Below are 19,552 nucleotides of genomic sequence, written 5' to 3'. Positions count from 1 at the left end.
AGGGTCCGGCTCCACCGGCCCTCCAGCGCCGCCCCCGGGGGGTGACGCCGAAGGCGGCGCGGGGGGTCCCTTTTACGCCGTCACACCCTTCGCGGCCTCGGCGTACTCCTCGATCTGGTCGAAGTTCATGTACTGGTAGATCGCCGCGCCGTCCTTGTTCACCACGCCCATGGCTTCGTGGTACTCGGCCACGGTGGGGATGTGGCCCAGCTTGGAGGCGATGGCCGCGAGTTCGGCCGAGGCCAGGTACACGTTGGTGTTCTTGCCCAGGCGGTTCGGGAAGTTGCGGGTGGAGGTGGACACCACGGTCGCGCCTTCGCGCACCTGCGCCTGGTTGCCCATGCACAGCGAGCAGCCGGGCATTTCGGTGCGGGCACCGGCGGTGCCGAACGCCGAGTAGTGGCCTTCCTTGATCAGCTCGCTCTCGTCCATCTTGGTCGGCGGCGCGACCCACAGCTTGACGGGGATGTCGCGCTGGCCGCCCAGCAGCTTGGCCGCGGCACGGAAGTGGCCGATGTTGGTCATGCACGAACCGATGAAGGCTTCATCGATCTTGGTGCCGGCCACGTCGGACAGGGTCTTGGCGTCATCGGGGTCGTTCGGGCAGCAGAGGATGGGTTCCTTGATGTCGGCCAGGTCGATCTCGATCACGGCGGCGTACTCGGCGTCCTTGTCGGCTTCGAGCAGGCTGGGGTTGGCCAGCCAGGCTTCCACCTTCTCGATGCGGCGCTTCAGGCTGCGGGCATCGGCGTAGCCCTGGGCGATCATGTTCTTCATCAGCACCACGTTGCTGGTGAGGTATTCCTTCACCGGCTCGGGGTTGAGCTTGATGGTGCAACCGGCGGCCGAGCGCTCGGCCGAAGCGTCGCTCAGCTCGAAGGCCTGTTCGACCTTCAGATCCGGCAGGCCTTCGATTTCCAGGATGCGGCCCGAGAAGATGTTGATCTTGCCGGCCTTGGCCACGGTCAGCAGACCGGCCTTGATCGCGTACAGCGGGATCGCGTGCACCAGGTCGCGCAGGGTCACGCCGGGCTGCATCTGGCCCTTGAAGCGCACCAGCACGGATTCGGGCATGTCCAGCGGCATCACGCCGGTGGCGGCGCCGAAGGCCACCAGGCCGGAGCCGGCGGGGAAGCTGATGCCGATCGGGAAACGGGTGTGCGAGTCACCGCCGGTGCCCACGGTGTCGGGCAGCAGCAGGCGGTTGAGCCAGCTGTGGATCACGCCGTCGCCCGGGCGCAGGGCCACGCCGCCGCGGTTGCTGATGAAGGCGGGCAGCTCGCGGTGGGTCTTCACGTCCACCGGCTTGGGGTAGGCGGCGGTGTGGCAGAAGGACTGCATCACCATGTCGGCGCTGAAGCCCAGGCAGGCCAGGTCCTTCAGTTCGTCGCGCGTCATCGGGCCGGTGGTGTCCTGCGAGCCGACGGTGGTCATCTTGGGTTCGCAGTAGGTGCCGGGGCGCACGCCGAAGCCTTCGGGCAGGCCGACCGCGCGGCCCACCATCTTCTGCGCCAGGGTGAAGCCGGCCTTGGTTTCGGCGGGTGCCTGCGGCAGGCGGAACACCGTGCTGGCGGGCAGACCCAGGAACTCACGCGCCTTGGCGGTGAGCGAGCGGCCGATGATCAGGTTGATGCGGCCGCCGGCGCGCACTTCGTCGAACAGCACGTCGCTGCGCAGCTGGAATTCGACCAACGTGGCGCCACCCTTGGTGATCTTGCCGTCGTAGGGGTGGATGTCGATCACGTCGCCCATTTCGAGCTTGCTCACGTCCACTTCGATCGGCAGCGCGCCCGAGTCTTCCTGGGTGTTGAAGAAGATGGGAGCGATCTTGCCGCCCAGCGTGACGCCACCGAAGCGCTTGTTGGGCACGAAGGGGATGTCCTGGCCGGTGGCCCAGATCACGCTGTTGGTGGCCGACTTGCGGCTGGAGCCGGTGCCCACCACATCGCCCACGTAGGCCACGAGGTGGCCCTTCTTCTTCAGGTCGTCGATGAACTGCATCGGGCCGCGCTTGCCGTCTTCCTCGGGCTTGAAGGCCGCGCCTTCGCGCGTGTTCTTCAGCATGGCGAGGTAGTGCAGCGGGATGTCCGGGCGGCTCCAGGCGTCGGGTGCGGGCGAGAGGTCGTCGGTGTTGGTTTCGCCGGGCACCTTGAACACGGTCACGGTGATGGTCTTGTCGACTTCGGGGCGGCTGGTGAACCACTCGGCGTCGGCCCAGCTCTGCATCACCTGGCGGGCCTTGAGGTTGCCGGCCTTGGCCTTCTCGGCCACGTCGTTGAAGAAGTCGAACATCAGCAGCGTCTTCTTCAGGCCCTCGGCCGCCACGCTGGCCACTTCCTCGTCGTCCAGCAGTTCGATCAGCGGGTGCACGTTGTAGCCGCCCACCATGGTGCCCAGCAGCTCGGTGGCCTTGGACTTGGAGATCAGGCTCACCTTCACGTCGCCATGCGCCACGGCGGCCAGGAAGCTGGCCTTGACCTTGGCCGCGTCGTCCACGCCGGGCGGCACGCGGTGCGTGATGAGGTCCAGCAGGAAGGCGTCCTCACCGGCCGGCGGTGCCTTGATCAGCTCGATCAGGTCGGCAACCTGCTTGGCGTCCAGCGGCAGCGGAGGAATGCCCAGCGCGGCGCGTTCGGCGGCGTGGGCGCGGTAGTCGGTGAGGAAGGTGGACATGGGGTTCTCCAGTGGGGATGTGAAATTCGTGGGGCAGAAAACAGGTGGGGACGGTTGCCAAGCAAGCTCAATGCCGCAGGGCGGCGGGTTCGGCGAAGTGGGCTTGCACCGTGTCGGGCAATGGCAGGCCGGTCTGGTGCGCGCGCTCCAGCACCTGCCAGAAGTAGCGGTAGCTCGCCCGGTCGTGCAGGCGGCCTTCGAACTGCACCGGCGCCCAGTCGGCGGCCAGGGCGCGCTCGATGAGGGCGGCGGCGGTGTCAACCTCGCTCGCCTGGGGCGCGAACGCGGCCAGGATGGGGCGGATCTGATCAGGGTGGATGCTCCACATGCGCGTGTAACCGAGCTCGCGGGCGGCCTGGCGGGCGGCCTGCTGCAGGGCATCCAGGTGCTTGAACTCGGTCACCACGCAGTGCGAGGGCACCTTGCCGTGCGCATGGCAGGCCGAGGCGATCTCCAGCTTGGCGCGCAGCACCAGCGGGTGCGAGAACTGGCCGGCGGCGCTCATGCCGTCGGCCGGGATGGCGCCGCCGTGCGCCGAGACGAAGTCCATCAGGCCGAAGCTGATGCTCTGCACCCGGGGGTGGGCGGCGATGTCGAACGCGCGGTGCACCGCCGCGGGGGACTCGACGAGCACGTGCAGGGGCAAGGCCCGGGCGCCAGCGGCGTCGAGCGCGTCCGCTGCGCGCTGCACGTCGGCGACCGATTCGACCTTGGGCACCATGAGGTGCGCGAGGCGATGGCCGGCGCGCGCCGCGATGGTGGCCACGTCGGCGTCGAACGCCGGGTGGTCCACCGGGTGCACGCGCACCGCCACGCGCGCCTCGGGCGCCGCGGCCAGGGCCAGTTCGGTCACCAGCGCGGCGTGCTCGGCCTCGCCGCCCACGGGCGCGCCGTCCTCGCAATCCAGCGTGACGTCGAAGACGCAGGTGCCGAACTCCTCGGCCATCTCGGCCTGCAGCGCCAGGCTCTTGCGCATCCGGGCTTCCACCCCGCTGTAGTGGTCGCAGACCGGCAGCGCGAACGCGCCGGCCTGGGCACCGAGCAGGATGTGGCGAGGATGGATCGGAGCCAAGGCGCGGTTACCAGCCGATTACAGGAGGTGCTTGACGCCGTCCTGCTCACCCTTGAGCTCGTCCAGCGTCTTGTTGATGCGCTCTTGCGAGAAGGCGTCGATCTCCAGGCCTTCGATGATCTTGTACTTGCCGCCTTCGGTGGTGACCGGGAAGCCGAAGATCACGTCCTTGGGGATGCCGTATTCGCCATTGGAGGGCACGCCCATGGTGACCCACTTGCCGTTGGAGCCGAGGGCCCAGTCGCGCATGTGGTCGATGGCGGCGTTGGCGGCCGAAGCGGCCGACGACAGGCCGCGCGCCTCGATGATGGCGGCGCCGCGCTTGCCCACGGTGGGCAGGAAGGTGTCGGCGTTCCAGACCTGGTCGTTGATCGCGTCCTTCACGCTCTTGCCGCCGATGGTGGCGAAGCGGTAGTCGGCGTACATGGTGGGCGAGTGGTTGCCCCAGACGGTGAGCTTCTCGATCTCGCCGACCTTGCCACCGGTCTTGGCGGCGATCTGGCTGGCGGCGCGGTTGTGGTCCAGGCGCAGCATGGCGGTGAAGTTCTCGCGCGGCAGGCTGGGCGCGCTTTTCATGGCGATGTAGGCGTTGGTGTTGGCGGGGTTGCCGACCACCAGCACCTTGACGTCGCGGCTGGCGACCTTGTCCAGCGCCTTGCCCTGGGCGGTGAAGATCTGGGCGTTGGCGGCCAGCAGGTCGGCGCGCTCCATGCCGGGGCCGCGCGGACGGGCACCCACCAGCAGGGCGTAGTCGGTGTCCTTGAAGGCGGTCATGGGGTCGCTGTGGGCTTCCATGCCGGCCAGCAGCGGGAACGCGCAGTCTTCCAGCTCCATCATCACGCCCTTGAGCGCCTTCTGGGCCTTCTCGTCCGGAATTTCCAGCAGCTGCAGGATCACGGGCTGGTCCTTGCCCAGCATCTCGCCGGAGGCGATGCGAAACAGCAGGGCGTAACCGATCTGGCCAGCGGCGCCGGTGACGGCAACGCGAACGGGCTTCTTGTTCATGGTGAAAACTCCGGAAAAGGACGTTGGGGAAGAGAGAAATGACGAGGCGGGCGAACCCCCTGGACAGCCCGTGAGTGTACCCTCGCAAACCCTGATACGTCAATTTGTCTTATGTCTTATATAAGATATGATTGAAGCCATGAGCGCCCTCCCGATGGCGCCCGCAAACGCATGGCCACCTCACCCCAGAATCCCACCGACGCGGCACCTGCAGAGGCCGGCGCCCCCGTGTTCGAGAACACCGCGCCGGCCTTCAGCCCGCTGTACCAGCAGATCAAGACCCTGATCCTGCGCAGCCTGCAGGCGGGCGAGTGGAAGCCGGGCGACATGATCCCGAGCGAATTCGACCTGGCCGCGCGCTTTCGCGTGAGCCAGGGCACCGTGCGCAAGGCGATCGACGAACTCGCCACCGACAACCTGCTGGTGCGCCGCCAAGGCAAAGGCACCTTCGTGGCCACCCACGCCGAGCAACACATCCAGTACCGCTTCCTGCGCCTGCTGCCCGACACCGGCACGCTGGAAGACCAGGGGCCGGCCGAGCGCCGCATCGTCGAATGCCGCCGCCTGCGCGCGCCGGCCGAGGTGGCGCGCCAGCTGGCCCTGCGCACGGGCGACGCTGTGCTGCAGGTCAAGCGCGTGCTGGCGTTCGCCGGCATCCCCGCCATCGTGGAAGAACTCTGGCTGCCGGGCGGCCCCTTCAAAGGCCTGACGATCGAGGCGCTGTCGGAAGACAAGGGCCCGATGTACGCCCTGTTCGAAACGCAGTTCGGCGTGCGCATGGTGCGCGCGGTGGAAAAGATCAAGGCGGTCAGCGCCGACGAAGACACCGCCACCCTGCTGGACGTCGCGCCCGGGCACCCGCTGCTGAGCGTGGAACGCCTGGCTTACACCTACAACGACGAACCCATGGAGTTGCGCCGCGGCTACTACCGCACCGACGCACGCCATTACCACAACGAGCTGAGCTGATGGCGCACCCAGCCGGAGCCCCGGATATCGGGGAGCGTCCGAGTGCCGGACTGCGGTTTGGTGCATTGCAATAGAATTTGACGCGCCTTGGCAATAGTTACCAACGAGTTACCAAGCCGCGACGACCCCTCCCTCCCCGGAAGAAAGCCCCACCATGACCGAGTTGACCAAGAAGCGGCCCGAGTTCCGCAACATCAACGCCTTCAAGGATCTCACCACCTACCGCCTGCCTCCGGCAGGCTGGGTGTCGATCCTGCACCGCGCCAGCGGCGGCCTGATGTTCATCCTGCTCCCCCTGATCGTCTGGCTGTTCGACACCTCCGTGTCGTCCGAGCTGTCCTTCGAACGTTTCAGCTCGGCGTTTTCCGCCGGCATCGGCTTCGTGCCGGGCTGGTTCTTCAAGCTCGTGGTGCTGTCCATCATCTGGGCCTACCTGCACCATCTGATCGCCGGCGTCCGCCACCTGTACATGGACGCCTGCCATGCGGTGAGCAAGGAATTCGGCCGCTCTTCCGCCATCGTCACGCTGGTGCTGAGCATCGGCCTCACGCTGGTGCTGGGCGCCAAGCTGTTCGGCCTGTACTGATAGCGACGAGGAAACTGAACATGTCCGTCAACTACGGTTCCAAGCGCGTCGTCACCGGCGCCCACTACGGCCTGCGCGACTGGCTCGCCCAGCGCATCACCGCCGCCCTCATGGCGATCTTCACGCTGATCGTGCTGCTGCAGGTGCTGTTCATCAGCGGCCCCATCGGCTACGAGAGCTGGGCCGGCATCTTCGCCCAACAGTGGATGAAGGCGCTGACCTTCGCCGTCTTCCTGGCCCTGGCCTACCACGTGTGGGTCGGCATGCGCGACATCTGGATGGACTACGTCAAGCCCGCCGGCATCCGCCTCGTGCTGCACGTCTTCACCATCGTCTGGCTCCTGTCCTGCCTGGGCTGGGCCGTTCAAGTTCTCTGGAGGCTCTGAAGCCATGACCGCATCCGCATCCCTTCCCAAGCGTCAGTTCGACGTGGTCATCGTCGGCGCCGGCGGCTCCGGCATGCGCGCCTCGCTGCAGCTCGCGCGCGCCGGCCTCAAGGTGGCCGTGCTCTCCAAGGTGTTCCCCACGCGCTCGCACACCGTGGCGGCCCAGGGCGGCATCGGCGCCTCGCTCGGTAACATGAACGAGGACAACTGGCACTACCACTTCTACGACACCATCAAGGGCTCCGACTGGCTGGGCGACCAGGACGCCATCGAGTTCATGTGCCGTGAAGCCCCCAAGGTCGTCTACGAGCTCGAACACTTCGGCATGCCGTTCGACCGCAACCCCGACGGCACGATCTACCAGCGCCCGTTCGGCGGCCACACCGCCAACTACGGTGAGAAGCCGGTGCAGCGCGCCTGCGCCGCGGCCGACCGCACCGGCCACGCCATGCTGCACACCCTGTACCAGCAGAACGTGCAGGCCCGCACCACCTTCTTCGTCGAATGGATGGCGCTGGACCTGATCCGCGACGCCAGCGGCGACGTGGTCGGCGTGACCGCGCTGGAAATGGAAACCGGCGAGACCTACATCCTCGAAGCCAAGACCACGCTGCTGGCCACCGGCGGCGCCGGTCGCATCTTCGCGGCTTCCACCAACGCGTTCATCAACACCGGTGACGGCCTGGGCATGGCGGCGCGCGCCGGCATCCCGCTGCAGGACATGGAGTTCTGGCAGTTCCACCCCACCGGCGTGGCCGGCGCGGGCGTGCTGCTGACCGAAGGCTGCCGCGGCGAAGGCGCCATCCTGCGCAACGTCAACGGCGATCGTTTCATGGAGCGTTACGCGCCCACGCTGAAGGACCTGGCACCGCGCGACTTCGTCTCGCGCTGCATGGACCAGGAAATCAAGGAAGGACGCGGCTGCGGTCCGAACAAGGACTACATCCACCTCGACATGACGCACATCGGCGTCAACGACATCATGAAGCGCCTGCCCTCGGTCTACGAGATCGGGCACAACTTCGCCAACGTCGACATCACCAAGGACCCCATCCCCGTGGTGCCCACCATCCACTACCAGATGGGCGGCATCCCGACCAACATCCACGGTCAGGTGGTGACTCCGGACGGCCAGGGCAACCAGAAGGTGGTCAACGGCCTCTACGCCGTGGGCGAATGCTCCTGCGTGAGCGTGCACGGCGCCAACCGCCTGGGCACCAACTCGCTGCTCGACCTGCTCGTGTTCGGCAAGGCGGCTGGTGACCACATCGTCCAGTACAACAACAAGAACAAGATCCACAAGCCCCTGCCTGCCGACGCGGCGGACAAGACGCTGGCCCGCCTGGCCCGCCTGGACAACGCCACCGATGGCGAGTATTCGCAGGACGTGGCCAACGACCTGCGCACCGCCATGCAGCAGCACGCCGGCGTGTTCCGCACACAGGCCAGCATGGACGAAGGCGTGGTCAAGATCAACGCGATGCGCGCTCGCGTCGCCGCCATCACGCTCAAGGACAAGTCCAAGGTGTTCAACACCGCGCGCATCGAAGCGCTGGAAGTGGAGAACCTGATCGAATGCGCCCAGGCCACCATGACCTCGGCCGCCGCGCGCCGCGAGTGCCGCGGTGCCCACACGGTGAACGACTACGAGCGCCCGGCCGACGACGCGCAGTTCCCCCTGGGCCGCAACGACGCGGAGTGGATGAAGCACACGCTGTGGCACAGCGCCGACAACAGCCTGACTTACAAGCCTGTCAACCTCAAGCCCCTGACCGTGGAGTCGGTGCCCCCGAAGGTCCGCACCTTCTGAGCCCCTTCACCCAGCACCCACGACGCACGGAGAACAAACCATGGCAAAACGCACCTTCAAGATCTACCGCTACGACCCGGACAAGGACGCCAAGCCCTACATGCAGAGCATCGAAGTCGAACTCGATGGCCATGAGCGCATGCTGCTCGACGCCCTGATGAAGCTCAAGGCGGTGGATCCCTCCATCTCGTTCCGCCGCTCGTGCCGTGAAGGCGTGTGCGGCTCGGACGCCATGAACATCAACGGCAAGAACGGTCTGGCCTGCCTGACCAACATGAACACGCTCAAGGGCGACATCGTGCTCAAGCCGCTGCCCGGCCTGCCGGTGGTGCGCGACCTGATCGTGGACATGACGCTGTTCTTCAAGCAGTACAACAGCATCAAGCCCTACCTGATCAACGAAACCGTGGCGCCCGAGAAGGAGCGCCTGCAGAGCCCCGAAGAGCGCGAAGAGCTCAACGGCCTGTACGAGTGCATCCTGTGCGCCAGCTGCTCCACCAGCTGCCCGAGCTTCTGGTGGAACCCGGACAAGTTCGTCGGCCCCGCAGGCCTGCTGCAGGCCTACCGCTTCATCGCCGACAGCCGCGACCAAGCCACCAGCGAGCGCCTGGACAACCTGGAAGACCCGTACCGCCTGTTCCGCTGCCACACCATCATGAACTGCGTGGACGTCTGCCCCAAGGGCCTGAACCCCACGAAGGCCATCGGCAAGATCAAGGAAATGATGGTGCTGCGCTCTGTCTGAGCGCCCACCCCCGAACCCCATGACCGACACCCCCCTGCAGGATGCCTTGCTGGACGAGCGCGCGCTGAGCAAGCTGCGCTGGCGGTGTCGTCGTGGCCTGCTCGAGAACGATCTGTTCATCGAGCGATTCTTCGCCAGGCACGAATCTGGCTTAACCGTGCGCCAAGCCGATGCACTCGGGCTCTTGATGGACTTGTCCGACAACGACCTGCTGGATCTGCTGCTCGGTCGAAAGCCCCTCCAAGGCGATCTCGAACGCGCGGACGTGACGCAAGTGCTTGCACTGCTGCGCGGCCTGCGACCTCTCTCATCATCCGAGGAACCTGCATGAAACTCGTAGACAACAAAGCCACCCTGTCGTTCTCCAACGGCAGCCCCAGCGTCGACCTGCCGGTCTACGCCGGCAACATCGGTCCGGACGTGATCGACATCCGAAAGCTCTACGCGCAGACCGGCATGTTCACCTACGACCCGGGCTTCCTGTCCACGGCCTCGTGCCAGTCGGCCATCACCTACATCGATGGCGACAAGGGCGAGCTGCTGTACCGCGGCTACCCCATCGAACAGCTGGCCACGCAGTGCGACTACCTCGACACCTGCTACCTGCTGCTCAACGGCGAGCTGCCGAACGAATCGCAGCGGGGCGACTTCCACAAGCTCGTGACCAACCACACCATGGTCAACGAGCAGATGCAGTTCTTCCTGCGCGGCTTCCGCCGTGACGCCCACCCCATGGCCGTGCTCACCGGCCTGGTCGGCGGCCTGTCGGCCTTCTATCACGACAGCACGGACATCAACAACCCGAAGCACCGTGAGATCGCCGCGATCCGCCTGATCGCCAAGATGCCCACGCTGGTGGCCATGGCCTACAAGTACGGCATCGGCCAGCCCTACATGTACCCGAAGAACGACCTGAGCTACTCGGGCAACTTCCTGCGCATGATGTTCGGCACGCCCTGCGAGGAGTACCAGGTCAACCCGGTGCTCGAGCGCGCGCTGGACCGCATCTTCATCCTGCACGCCGACCACGAGCAGAACGCCTCCACCTCCACCGTGCGCCTGTGCGGCTCGTCGGGCACCAACCCGTTCGCCGCCATCGCGGCCGGCGTGGCCTGCCTGTGGGGCCCGGCCCACGGCGGCGCCAACGAGGCCTGCCTGAACATGCTGGAAGACATCCAGCGCAACGGCGGCGTCTCCAAGGTTGGCGAGTTCATGGAGAAGGTCAAGGACAAGAACTCCGGCGTCAAGCTCATGGGCTTCGGTCACCGCGTGTACAAGAACTACGACCCGCGCGCCAAGCTGATGCAGGAAACCTGCAACGAAGTGCTGCAGGAACTGGGCCTGGAAAACGACCCCCTGTTCAAGCTGGCCAAGGAACTCGAGAAGATCGCGCTGGAAGACGAGTACTTCGTCTCGCGCAAGCTCTACCCGAACGTGGACTTCTACTCCGGCATCGTGCAGCGCGCCATCGGCATCCCGGTCAACCTGTTCACCGGCATCTTCGCGCTGGCGCGCACCGTCGGCTGGATCGCCCAGCTCAACGAGATGATCAGCGACCCCGAGTACAAGATCGGCCGTCCGCGCCAGCTGTTCACCGGCTCGGTGCGCCGCGACGTCAAGCCGCTGGCCAACCGCTGATCGGCGTCCGCCCCCCCTGAAAGCCCGCCGCCCGGCGGGCTTTTTTTCGCCTCCGGCCTGCGCAGAGCGGCAAGCCAGCCATCGTCCTTGACGATGTCATAGACTCACTATCTGAGGGAAAATCCTTTCTCGGCCTCTCCAAACGAGAAGCCAACCCCCCATGCTCTCCGAACGCAATTTCGCCCGCCAGATCGACCTCACCTCGCTGCAGCTCTTCGTGGCCGTGTGCGAGCTGGGCAGCATCGGCCGCGCGGCGGAGCGGGAGTTCATCGCCGCCTCGGCGATCAGCAAGCGCCTGTCGGACCTGGAAAGCGCGCTGGGCACCACGCTGCTGCACCGCCATGCGCGGGGCGTGCGGCTCACGCCCGCGGGCGAGGGCCTGCTGCACCACGCGCGCACCGTGCTGTTCGGTCTGGAGAAGATGCAGATCGAACTGGCCGAGTACGCCGATGGCGTGCGCGGGCATGTGCGCGTGCACGCCAGCATCTCGGCCATCGTGCAGTTCCTGCCCGAAGACCTGGGCGCCTTCGCGCGCCAACACCCCCAGATCAAGATCGATCTGGAGGAGCACCTCAGCCCCGAGGTGTTGCGCGCGGTGAAGGAAGGCGCCACCGACCTCGGCCTGTGCAACGGCGCCATGGGCACCGTTGGCCTGCAAAGCCTGCCCTACCGGCGCGACAGCCTGGCGCTGGTGGTGCCGCGCGGGCACCCGCTGGCCAGCGGCGGACCCGTGCCCTTCGAAGCCACCCTGCCCTTCGATCATGTGGGCCTGCACGCCAACAGCTCCATCCACCTGGCCACGCACCAGGCCGCCACCCAGGCCGGCACCACCGTGCGCGTGCGCATCCGCGTGACCGGGCTGGACGCCATGTGCCGCATGATCGCCAACGGCCTGGGCGTGGGCGTGATGCCCGAGCGCGCCTTCCAGTTGCTGAGCACCGGCGATGCGCTGCAGGCCGTGCCCTTGACCGATCCCTGGGCCCAGCGCCAGCTGGTGCTGGTGGCCCGCGATTTCTCCAGCCTGCCCGCCAGCGCACGCCTGCTGGTGGATCACCTCAGTGCCGCCGATGTCCGTCAGGCGGCCTAAAATCCTTCCTCCACGACAAGACCCACGCCATGCCACGCACGCTCTACGACAAGATCTGGGACGAACACGTTGTCCACACCGAAGAGGACGGCACGTCCGTGCTCTACATCGACCGGCACCTGGTGCACGAAGTCACCAGCCCCCAGGCCTATGAAGGCCTGCGCCAGGCTGGCCGCAAGGTCTGGCGCGTGAGTTCGGTGGTGGCCACCGCCGACCACAACACGCCCACCAACGGCTGGGAACTCGGCTACGACGGCATCACCGACCCGGTCAGCAAGGAACAGATCACCACGCTGAACAGCAACATTGCCGAATTCGGCGCGGCCGCGTTCTTCCCCTTCATGTCCAAGCGCCAGGGCATCGTGCACGTGATCGGCCCGGAAAACGGCGCCACCTTGCCGGGCATGACCGTGGTCTGCGGCGACAGCCACACCTCCACCCACGGGGCGTTCGGCGCCCTGGCCCACGGCATCGGGACCAGCGAGGTCGAGCACGTGCTGGCCACGCAGACCCTGCTGGCCAAGAAAGCCAAGAACATGCTGGTGCGCGTGGACGGCCAGCTCGCCAAGGGCTGCACCGCCAAGGACATCGTGCTGGCCATCATCGGCAAGATCGGCACGGCCGGCGGCACGGGCTACACCATCGAGTTCGGCGGTTCGGCGATTCGCGCGCTCAGCATGGAAGGCCGCATGACGGTGTGCAACATGGCCATCGAAGGCGGCGCGCGCGCCGGCCTCGTGGCGGTGGACGACAAGACCATCGAATACGTCAAGGGCCGCCCGCTCTCGCCCACCGGCGTGGAATGGGACCAGGCCGTGGCCTACTGGAAGACCCTGCAGTCCGACGCCGACGCGACGTTCGACGCCGTGGTCGAACTCGACGCCTCGCAGATCGTGCCGCAGGTCACCTGGGGCACCTCGCCCGAGATGGTGCTCGGCATCGACGGTTCGGTGCCCGACCCCGACCGCGAAAAGGACGCCAACAAGCGCGGCGCCATCGAACGCGCGCTGACCTACATGGACCTGTCGCCCGGCAAGCCGCTCAACGACATCTTCGTCGACAAGGTCTTCATCGGTTCCTGCACCAACAGCCGCATCGAAGACATGCGCGAAGCCGCCGCCGTGGTGAAGAAGCTCGGCCAGAAGGTGGCCAAGAACGTCAAGCTGGCGCTGGTCGTGCCGGGTTCCGGCCTGGTGAAGGCCCAGGCCGAGCGCGAAGGCCTGCACGAGATTTTCAAGGCGGCGGGCTTCGAGTGGCGCGAGCCCGGTTGCTCGATGTGCCTGGCCATGAACGCCGACCGGCTGGAGCCGGGCGAGCGCTGCGCCTCCACCAGCAACCGCAACTTCGAAGGCCGCCAGGGCGCTGGTGGCCGCACCCACCTGGTGTCCCCCGCCATGGCCGCCGCGGCCGCGGTGCACGGCCACTTCGTGGACGTGCGCACCTTCGCTTGACCCTTCCTCCTTCCCCCGCAACCACCCTCAGGAGATTCACATGAAACGCATTGCATGGATCGCAGCCGCCTTCGCCCTCTCGCTGACGCTGGCCGCGTGCAACACCTGGACCGGCGTCAAGCAGGACGCCAAGCAAGCCGGCCAGGCGGCCGGCAAGGGCATTGAAAAAGCCGGCGAGAAGGTCCAGGACATCGCCAAATAACAGGCACACATCACCATGCAGAAATTCACCCTCCACAAGGGCCTCGTGGCCCCGATGGACCGCGAGAACGTCGACACCGACGCCATCATCCCCAAGCAGTTCCTGAAGTCGATCCGCAAGACCGGCTTCGGCGAGAACCTGTTCGACGAGTGGCGCTACCTCGACAAGGGCGAACCGGGCCAGGACCCGGCCAGCCGCAAGCCCAACCCCGACTTCGTGCTCAACCAGCCGCGCTACGCCGGTGCGTCCGTGCTGCTGGCGCGCAAGAACTTCGGCTGCGGCTCCAGCCGCGAGCACGCGCCCTGGGCCATCGACCAGTACGGTTTTCGCGCCATCATCGCGCCCAGCTACGCCGACATCTTCTTCAACAACTGCTTCAAGAACGGCCTGCTGCCCATCCAGTTGCCCGAGGCGCAGGTGGCCCAGCTGTTCGATGAAGTCGCGGCCTTCCCCGGCTACCAGCTCACCATCGACCTGGAGCGCCAGGTGATCGTCAAGCCGCAGGGCGAGGAAATCCCCTTCGACGTGCAGGCGTTCCGCAAGTACTGCCTGCTCAACGGGCTGGACGACATCGGCCTCACGCTGCGCTACAAGGACAAGATCGCGGCCTTCGAAGCCGAGCGCCTGGCGACCAAGCCCTGGCTCGCGCACACGATGGCGGCCTGAGCATTTCTCTCGACTCCAACTTCACATCACATGAAAATCGCAGTTCTTCCGGGTGACGGCATCGGCACCGAAATCGTGGCCGAAGCGGTCAGGGTCCTTCAGGCACTCGAGCTGCCGATCGAAATGGAGTCCGCCCTGGTGGGTGGCGCGGCCTACGAGGCCCACGGCCACCCGCTGCCCGAGTCCACCCTGAAACTGGCGATGGACGCCGACGCGGTGCTCTTCGGTGCCGTGGGCGACTGGAAGTACGACAAGCTGGACCGCCCGCTGCGCCCGGAACAAGCCATCCTGGGCCTGCGCAAGCACCTTGGCCTGTTTGCCAACTTCCGCCCGGCCATCTGCTATCCCGAGCTGGTGGGCGCCTCCAGCCTCAAGCCCGAACTGATCTCCGGCCTGGACATCCTCATCATCCGCGAGCTGACCGGCGACATCTACTTCGGCCAGCCCCGTGGCCGGCGCACCGCCACCGACGGGCACTTCCCCGGCGCGGAGGAAGCCTTCGACACCATGCGCTACAGCAAGCCCGAGATCGAGCGCATCGCCCACGTGGCCTTCCAGGCCGCACGCAAGCGCAACAAGAAGGTGACCAGCGTCGACAAGGCCAACGTGCTCGAAACCTTTCAGTTCTGGAAGGACGTGGTGACCGAGGTGCACGCCCAGTACCCCGACGTGGAGCTGGAGCACATGTACGTGGACAACGCCGCCATGCAGCTGGTGCGCGCGCCCAAGAAGTTCGACGTGGTCGTCACCGGCAACATGTTCGGTGACATCCTGTCCGACGAGGCGTCCATGCTCACCGGATCCATCGGCATGCTGCCCTCGGCCTCGCTCAACACGAAGAACCAGGGCCTGTACGAACCCAGCCACGGCAGCGCGCCGGACATCGCCGGCAAGAACCTGGCCAATCCTCTGGCTACAATACTGTCCGCTGCCATGATGCTCAGATTCACGTTCAACCAGACCGAAGCCGCCGACCGCATTGAAACTGCGGTCAGCAGCGTGCTCGCGTCCGGCCTGCGCACCACGGACATCTGGTCGGAGGGCACGACCAAGGTGAGCACCCGCGGCATGGGCGATGCCGTCGTGGCCGCCATCACCAAAACCATTACCAAGGGCTGATACAGCTCCGGTTCGTCACGCCCCTCCCCGGCCAGACGAGCCGGGGCAAAACGGTTTTTTTAACTGAAGGGCGTTGACATGAAACTCGTAGGACTCGTTGGCTGGCGCGGCATGGTCGGTTCCGTGCTGATGGACCGCATGGTCGCGGAGAGCGACTTTGACCTGATCGAACCGCTGTTTTTCTCCACCTCCAACGCGGGCGGCAAAGCCCCTGCGATGGCGAAAAACGAAACCCAGCTGCAGGACGCGCACGACATCGCGGCCCTCAAGCGCTGCGACATCGTCATCACCGCCCAGGGCGGCGACTACACCAGCGAGGTCTACCCCAAGCTGCGCGCCGCCGGCTGGAACGGCCATTGGATCGACGCCGCGTCCACGCTGCGCATGGACAAGAACGCCGTCATCGTCCTGGACCCGGTCAACCTGCCCGTCATCCAGAACGCCCTGGCCCAGGGCGGCAAGGACTGGATCGGTGGCAACTGCACCGTGAGCTGCATGCTCATGGGTGTGGGCGCGCTCTACAAGGCGGGCCTGGTGGAGTGGATGAGCACGCAAACCTACCAGGCGGCTTCCGGCGGTGGTGCCCAGCACATGCGCGAGTTGCTCACGCAGTACGGCACGCTCAACGCCGAGGTCAAGGCCCTGTTGGACGACCCCAAGAGCGCCATCCTGGAGATCGATCGCAAGGTGATCGCCAAGCAGCGCTCGCTCTCGGGCGCCGAGACCGCCAACTTCGGCGTGCCACTGGGCGGCTCGCTCATCCCCTGGATCGACAAGGACCTGGGCAATGGCATGTCCAAGGAAGAGTGGAAGGGCATGGCCGAGACCAACAAGATCCTCGGCATGGGGGAAGGCTTCAATATCCCGGCCATCCCGGTGGACGGCTTCTGCGTGCGCGTGGGCGCCATGCGCTGCCACAGCCAGGCCCTCACCTTCAAGCTCAAGAAGGACGTGCCCGTGGCCGATATCGAAGCCATGATCGCGGCCGACAACGCCTGGGTGAAAGTGGTGCCGAACACGCGCGAAGCGACGATCCAGGACCTGACCCCGGTGGCCGTGACGGGCACCATGACGATCCCGGTGGGCCGTGTTCGCAAGCTGGCCATGGGCCCGGAGTACGTGGGCGCCTTCACCATCGGCGATCAACTGCTCTGGGGCGCGGCAGAACCCCTGCGCCGCATGCTGCGCATCCTGCTCGAGGCCTGACCCATCCGGGGATGGCATCGATGGATGAAGGGTGTGGTTGTTCACGTTGCGCCACTGCAACGCAACAACCCGCCCCGCGACGACAGAGGGTCGACGAAGAAACTCAAGCGGATTCTCAGCTTGTCACTGTAATCCGTTGATGTTAAGGTCAATTCTCGGTTTTTTACGTCGAGGTCAAAGTGCCATCCATCTCCCGCCACACCCCATCCCAACAGACCCGCCCAGTGCCTCCCGGCACGGGTTTACGAGGTCTCGCGCGGTTGCATGCGGTCGCTGCGGCGGCGGTGCTGTGTGCGGGCCTCGTGCACCACAGCGATGCCGAGGCCTTGGCACTCGGTCGTGTGGTGGTGCAGTCAGCCCTGGGCGAACCGCTGCGGGCCGAGATCGACGTGCCGGACATCAATGCGGAAGAAGCCGCCAGCCTGCGGGTGGGCCTGGCTTCCGGCGATACCTTCCGGGCGGCGGGCGTGGACGTCAACGCCGCGCTGGCGACCCTGCAGATCAGCCTGCAACGGCGCGCCGATGGCCGTGCCTACCTGCGCCTGACCAGTTCGCGCCCGGTCACTGAGCCCTTTGTGGACCTCATCGTCGAGGCCAACTGGTCGTCCGGCCGCATGGTTCGCGACTACACCCTGCTCTTCGACCCACCGAATCTGCGCGCGGCCGCGCCTCAGCCGGTGCCCGTGGCGCCGGGCGTGTCTGCCGCCCCGGCCGCCTCAGCGCCACGCCCTGCGGCACCCGCGCCCAGCGTCGCCCAGCCTCAGGTGCAGCCACCCCGAGCCGCGACCCCGGCGCCGGCCGCTGCGGCACCCACACCTGCCCCGGCACCCGCACCGGTGGCGCGGCCCACGCCTGCGCCGGCCGCTCCCAGCAGCGCGGGTGGAGGCCAGGTCCGCGTCAAAGCCGGTGACACCGCCGGCGGCATCGCGGCCGCCAACAAGCCAGCGGACGTGTCCCTGGACCAGATGCTCGTGGCCATGCTGCGACAGAACCCCAACGCCTTCATCTCGGGCAACGTCAACCGCATGAAGGCCGGCGTTGTGCTTGACCTGCCCAGCGCAACGGAAGCCAGCGCCATCGCGCCGAGTGATGCACGCCAGACCATCACGGCCCAGAGCCGCGATTTCAATGAATTCCGCCGCCGCCTCGCGGGCAGCGCGCCCGAGGCGGGTGTCGCCGCCGCCGATCGGCAGGCCGCCGGCCAGGTGCAGACCGAAGTCAAGGAAGCCAAGCCCGCCGCACCGGCCGCCGACAAGCTGACGCTGTCCAAGGAAGCCGCACCAGGCCAGGCCGCCAACGAAGACAAGATCGCCAAGGAACGCCAGGCCAAGGAAGCTTCCTCGCGCGTGGCTGAGCTCTCGCGCAACATCGAGGAATTGTCCAAGCTGGGTGGCGGCAGCGCCCCTGCGCCCGCACCGGCGGCTCCTGCTGCCGCGCCGGCACCGGCAGCGCCTGCAGCGGCGGCCCCTGCGCCCGCTCCGGCACCGGCCCCCACGGTGACCGTGCCCACCGCACCCGCGCCGACCGAGGCAACTCCCGCACCCGCCGCGCCTGCGGCAGAAGCCCCGGCGCCGGCCGCACCGCCGGCCGAGGCCCCAGCGGCCGCCGCGCCTTCCACCACCCCAGCTCCGGTGAAGCCTCCGCTGCCGGTGCCCACGCCGCTGCCCGACGAACCTTCGTTCTTCGACCAGTTGCGCGACAACCCGCTGGCCCTGCCTGTGGCGGGCGGCCTGCTGGCCTTGCTGGCCGGCCTGGGCCTCTATCGCATCCGCCAGCGCAAGCACGGTTCGAGCGTCGACAGCTCCTTCCTGGAAAGCCGCCTGCAACCCGATTCGTTCTTCGGCTCCAGCGGTGGTCAGCGCATCGACACCGCGGAATCCGTGGCCTCCGGCTCGTCCATGGTGTACTCGCCCAGCCAGCTGGATGCGGCAGGTGATGTGGATCCGGTCGCCGAAGCCGACGTGTATCTCGCCTACGGTCGCGACCTGCAGGCCGAGGAAATCCTCAAGGAAGCGATGCGCAGCACGCCCACGCGCGTGGCCATCCACAACAAGCTGCTGGAAATCTACGCCAAGCGCCGCGATGCGCGCGCGTTCGAGGTGGTGGCTACGGAGGCCTACAACCTCACGCAAGGCCAGGGCCCGGAATGGGAACACGCCTGCGAACTTGGCAAGGAACTGGATCCCTCCAACCCCCTGTACCAACCCGGCGGCAGCCCGGCCGTGAAGGTCGCGGCCACGGCGGGCATCGCGGGTGCCGGCCTGAACACCATGCCCTTTGGCGCCAGCACGCTGAACGAGCCCGGCAAGCAAGCCCCGCCGTCCGGCCTGGGCGATCTCGACCTGGATCTGGACTTTTCGCTCGACGAACCCTCGGACGCCGCTCCGCTGGCCGCCCGGGAAGCGGGCATGTCCAGCATGGACGACCTCAAGATGACCGAGGCGCTGACCAATGCCCCTGCGGACGCGAAGGATGGCCCGCCGTCGTCCATGTCGATGGACTTCGACTTGGACTTCCCGTCCGGCCCCGCCCCGCTGCAGGAGCATGCGCCCGAGCCGGTGCAAGCCATGGACCGCACCCCGGCACCCGACATCGACTCGCTGTCGTTCGACGACGGCCCAATCCTCGACCTGGACACCTCGCATGCGGCGGACCACCGCCCCCAGACCCCGCCCCCGGCGGCGGCCGACATGCTGTCGTTCGACCTGAACCACCTCAACCTCGACCTGAGCGCGCCGCCCGTGGAAGACGACGCCACCTCGGCCGGCCGCCTGACGGAAGAAAATCCGCTGGAGACCAAGCTGTCGCTGGCGGAGGAATTCCGCGCCATTGGCGACTTCGAGGGTGCGCGTTCGCTGGCGGAGGAAGTGCTGGCCGAAGCCTCGGGTTCGCTCAAGGCCAAGGCAGGGACTTTCCTGGCCGATCTGGCCTGACGCG

General features: G+C 66.9%; 17 protein-coding genes. 14 read left to right on the top strand and 3 right to left on the bottom strand.

Annotated features, from left to right (window positions below):
• Positions 1 to 72: 72 nt before the first annotated feature.
• The 3 genes from acnB to AC1Q9M_RS22160 all read right to left on the bottom strand — a co-directional run bounded on the left by acnB (position 73) and on the right by AC1Q9M_RS22160 (position 4,750).
• The gene (gene acnB, locus AC1Q9M_RS22170) at positions 73 to 2,673 is read right to left on the bottom strand and encodes a bifunctional aconitate hydratase 2/2-methylisocitrate dehydratase (protein ID WP_492435786.1); all 2,601 of its coding nucleotides are present in this window, start codon (positions 2,671 to 2,673) and stop codon (positions 73 to 75) included.
• 67 nt (positions 2,674 to 2,740) lie between these two features.
• Entirely contained in the window at positions 2,741 to 3,745 is a 1,005-nt protein-coding gene (locus AC1Q9M_RS22165; RefSeq protein WP_492435784.1) for an HpcH/HpaI aldolase/citrate lyase family protein, read from the bottom strand.
• Positions 3,746 to 3,763: 18 nt separating this feature from the next.
• Positions 3,764 to 4,750, bottom strand: a complete 987-nt coding sequence (locus AC1Q9M_RS22160; RefSeq protein WP_297403047.1) for a malate dehydrogenase — start codon at positions 4,748 to 4,750, stop codon at positions 3,764 to 3,766.
• Between the two features lie 171 nt (positions 4,751 to 4,921).
• On the opposite strand from AC1Q9M_RS22160, the gene AC1Q9M_RS22155 reads away from it, so the two are divergent.
• The 14 genes from AC1Q9M_RS22155 to AC1Q9M_RS22090 all read left to right on the top strand — a co-directional run bounded on the left by AC1Q9M_RS22155 (position 4,922) and on the right by AC1Q9M_RS22090 (position 19,548).
• Entirely contained in the window at positions 4,922 to 5,719 is a 798-nt protein-coding gene (locus tag AC1Q9M_RS22155; RefSeq protein WP_444687173.1) for a GntR family transcriptional regulator, read from the top strand.
• A 154-nt stretch (positions 5,720 to 5,873) separates the two neighbouring features.
• A complete protein-coding gene (sdhC, locus tag AC1Q9M_RS22150; RefSeq protein ID WP_382321192.1) occupies positions 5,874 to 6,305 on the top strand; it encodes a succinate dehydrogenase, cytochrome b556 subunit in 432 nt (143 codons plus the stop codon).
• 20 nt (positions 6,306 to 6,325) lie between these two features.
• A complete protein-coding gene (gene sdhD, locus AC1Q9M_RS22145) occupies positions 6,326 to 6,691 on the top strand; it encodes a succinate dehydrogenase, hydrophobic membrane anchor protein (protein ID WP_291119976.1) in 366 nt (121 codons plus the stop codon).
• 4 nt (positions 6,692 to 6,695) lie between these two features.
• Complete coding sequence (gene sdhA / locus AC1Q9M_RS22140) at positions 6,696 to 8,501, top strand: succinate dehydrogenase flavoprotein subunit (RefSeq protein ID WP_382321193.1); 1,806 nt, start codon at positions 6,696 to 6,698, stop codon at positions 8,499 to 8,501.
• Positions 8,502 to 8,541: 40 nt separating this feature from the next.
• Positions 8,542 to 9,246, top strand: a complete 705-nt coding sequence (locus tag AC1Q9M_RS22135) for a succinate dehydrogenase iron-sulfur subunit (RefSeq protein ID WP_291119971.1) — start codon at positions 8,542 to 8,544, stop codon at positions 9,244 to 9,246.
• A gap of 19 nt (positions 9,247 to 9,265) precedes the next feature.
• On the top strand, positions 9,266 to 9,577 hold the full coding sequence (locus AC1Q9M_RS22130; RefSeq protein ID WP_291119968.1) for an FAD assembly factor SdhE: 312 nt from the start codon (positions 9,266 to 9,268) through the stop codon (positions 9,575 to 9,577).
• The gene (locus AC1Q9M_RS22125) at positions 9,574 to 10,884 is read left to right on the top strand and encodes a citrate synthase (protein WP_382328418.1); all 1,311 of its coding nucleotides are present in this window, start codon (positions 9,574 to 9,576) and stop codon (positions 10,882 to 10,884) included. The genes AC1Q9M_RS22130 and AC1Q9M_RS22125 overlap by 4 nt, the downstream gene beginning before the upstream one ends.
• A gap of 160 nt (positions 10,885 to 11,044) precedes the next feature.
• Positions 11,045 to 11,971, top strand: coding sequence for a LysR family transcriptional regulator (locus AC1Q9M_RS22120; RefSeq protein ID WP_444687174.1), 927 nt, complete (start codon positions 11,045 to 11,047; stop codon positions 11,969 to 11,971).
• A 29-nt stretch (positions 11,972 to 12,000) separates the two neighbouring features.
• Positions 12,001 to 13,422 (top strand): 3-isopropylmalate dehydratase large subunit, encoded by a 1,422-nt coding sequence (leuC, locus tag AC1Q9M_RS22115; protein WP_492435780.1) that lies wholly within the window; start codon positions 12,001 to 12,003, stop codon positions 13,420 to 13,422.
• Positions 13,423 to 13,462: 40 nt separating this feature from the next.
• Positions 13,463 to 13,624 (top strand): entericidin EcnAB, encoded by a 162-nt coding sequence (locus AC1Q9M_RS22110; protein ID WP_291114172.1) that lies wholly within the window; start codon positions 13,463 to 13,465, stop codon positions 13,622 to 13,624.
• A 15-nt stretch (positions 13,625 to 13,639) separates the two neighbouring features.
• Entirely contained in the window at positions 13,640 to 14,290 is a 651-nt protein-coding gene (gene leuD / locus AC1Q9M_RS22105; RefSeq protein ID WP_382321201.1) for a 3-isopropylmalate dehydratase small subunit, read from the top strand.
• Positions 14,291 to 14,320: 30 nt separating this feature from the next.
• On the top strand, positions 14,321 to 15,409 hold the full coding sequence (gene leuB, locus AC1Q9M_RS22100) for a 3-isopropylmalate dehydrogenase (RefSeq protein WP_382155946.1): 1,089 nt from the start codon (positions 14,321 to 14,323) through the stop codon (positions 15,407 to 15,409).
• A 78-nt stretch (positions 15,410 to 15,487) separates the two neighbouring features.
• Complete coding sequence (asd, locus tag AC1Q9M_RS22095; RefSeq protein ID WP_444687176.1) at positions 15,488 to 16,615, top strand: aspartate-semialdehyde dehydrogenase; 1,128 nt, start codon at positions 15,488 to 15,490, stop codon at positions 16,613 to 16,615.
• A gap of 260 nt (positions 16,616 to 16,875) precedes the next feature.
• On the top strand, positions 16,876 to 19,548 hold the full coding sequence (locus AC1Q9M_RS22090; protein WP_492435776.1) for a FimV/HubP family polar landmark protein: 2,673 nt from the start codon (positions 16,876 to 16,878) through the stop codon (positions 19,546 to 19,548).
• Positions 19,549 to 19,552: the final 4 nt, after the last annotated feature.

This window comes from Hydrogenophaga sp. GW823-FHT04C09 (assembly GCF_058796355.1).
Note: the sequence above shows the minus strand (reverse complement) of the source record. Positions and strands in the feature narration are given on the sequence as shown.

Bases quoted from the DNA above. Each gene is read 5' to 3' on its own strand.
- acnB (WP_492435786.1), bottom strand. From the start codon at position 2,673: ATGTCCACCTTCCTCACCGACTACCGCGCCCACGCCGCCGAACGCGCC.
- AC1Q9M_RS22160 (WP_297403047.1), bottom strand. From the start codon at position 4,750: ATGAACAAGAAGCCCGTTCGCGTTGCCGTCACCGGCGCCGCTGGCCAG.
- AC1Q9M_RS22155 (WP_444687173.1), top strand. From the start codon at position 4,922: ATGGCCACCTCACCCCAGAATCCCACCGACGCGGCACCTGCAGAGGCC.
- sdhC (WP_382321192.1), top strand. From the start codon at position 5,874: ATGACCGAGTTGACCAAGAAGCGGCCCGAGTTCCGCAACATCAACGCC.
- sdhD (WP_291119976.1), top strand. From the start codon at position 6,326: ATGTCCGTCAACTACGGTTCCAAGCGCGTCGTCACCGGCGCCCACTAC.
- sdhA (WP_382321193.1), top strand. From the start codon at position 6,696: ATGACCGCATCCGCATCCCTTCCCAAGCGTCAGTTCGACGTGGTCATC.
- AC1Q9M_RS22135 (WP_291119971.1), top strand. From the start codon at position 8,542: ATGGCAAAACGCACCTTCAAGATCTACCGCTACGACCCGGACAAGGAC.
- AC1Q9M_RS22130 (WP_291119968.1), top strand. From the start codon at position 9,266: ATGACCGACACCCCCCTGCAGGATGCCTTGCTGGACGAGCGCGCGCTG.
- AC1Q9M_RS22125 (WP_382328418.1), top strand. From the start codon at position 9,574: ATGAAACTCGTAGACAACAAAGCCACCCTGTCGTTCTCCAACGGCAGC.
- AC1Q9M_RS22120 (WP_444687174.1), top strand. From the start codon at position 11,045: ATGCTCTCCGAACGCAATTTCGCCCGCCAGATCGACCTCACCTCGCTG.
- leuC (WP_492435780.1), top strand. From the start codon at position 12,001: ATGCCACGCACGCTCTACGACAAGATCTGGGACGAACACGTTGTCCAC.
- AC1Q9M_RS22110 (WP_291114172.1), top strand. From the start codon at position 13,463: ATGAAACGCATTGCATGGATCGCAGCCGCCTTCGCCCTCTCGCTGACG.
- leuD (WP_382321201.1), top strand. From the start codon at position 13,640: ATGCAGAAATTCACCCTCCACAAGGGCCTCGTGGCCCCGATGGACCGC.
- leuB (WP_382155946.1), top strand. From the start codon at position 14,321: ATGAAAATCGCAGTTCTTCCGGGTGACGGCATCGGCACCGAAATCGTG.
- asd (WP_444687176.1), top strand. From the start codon at position 15,488: ATGAAACTCGTAGGACTCGTTGGCTGGCGCGGCATGGTCGGTTCCGTG.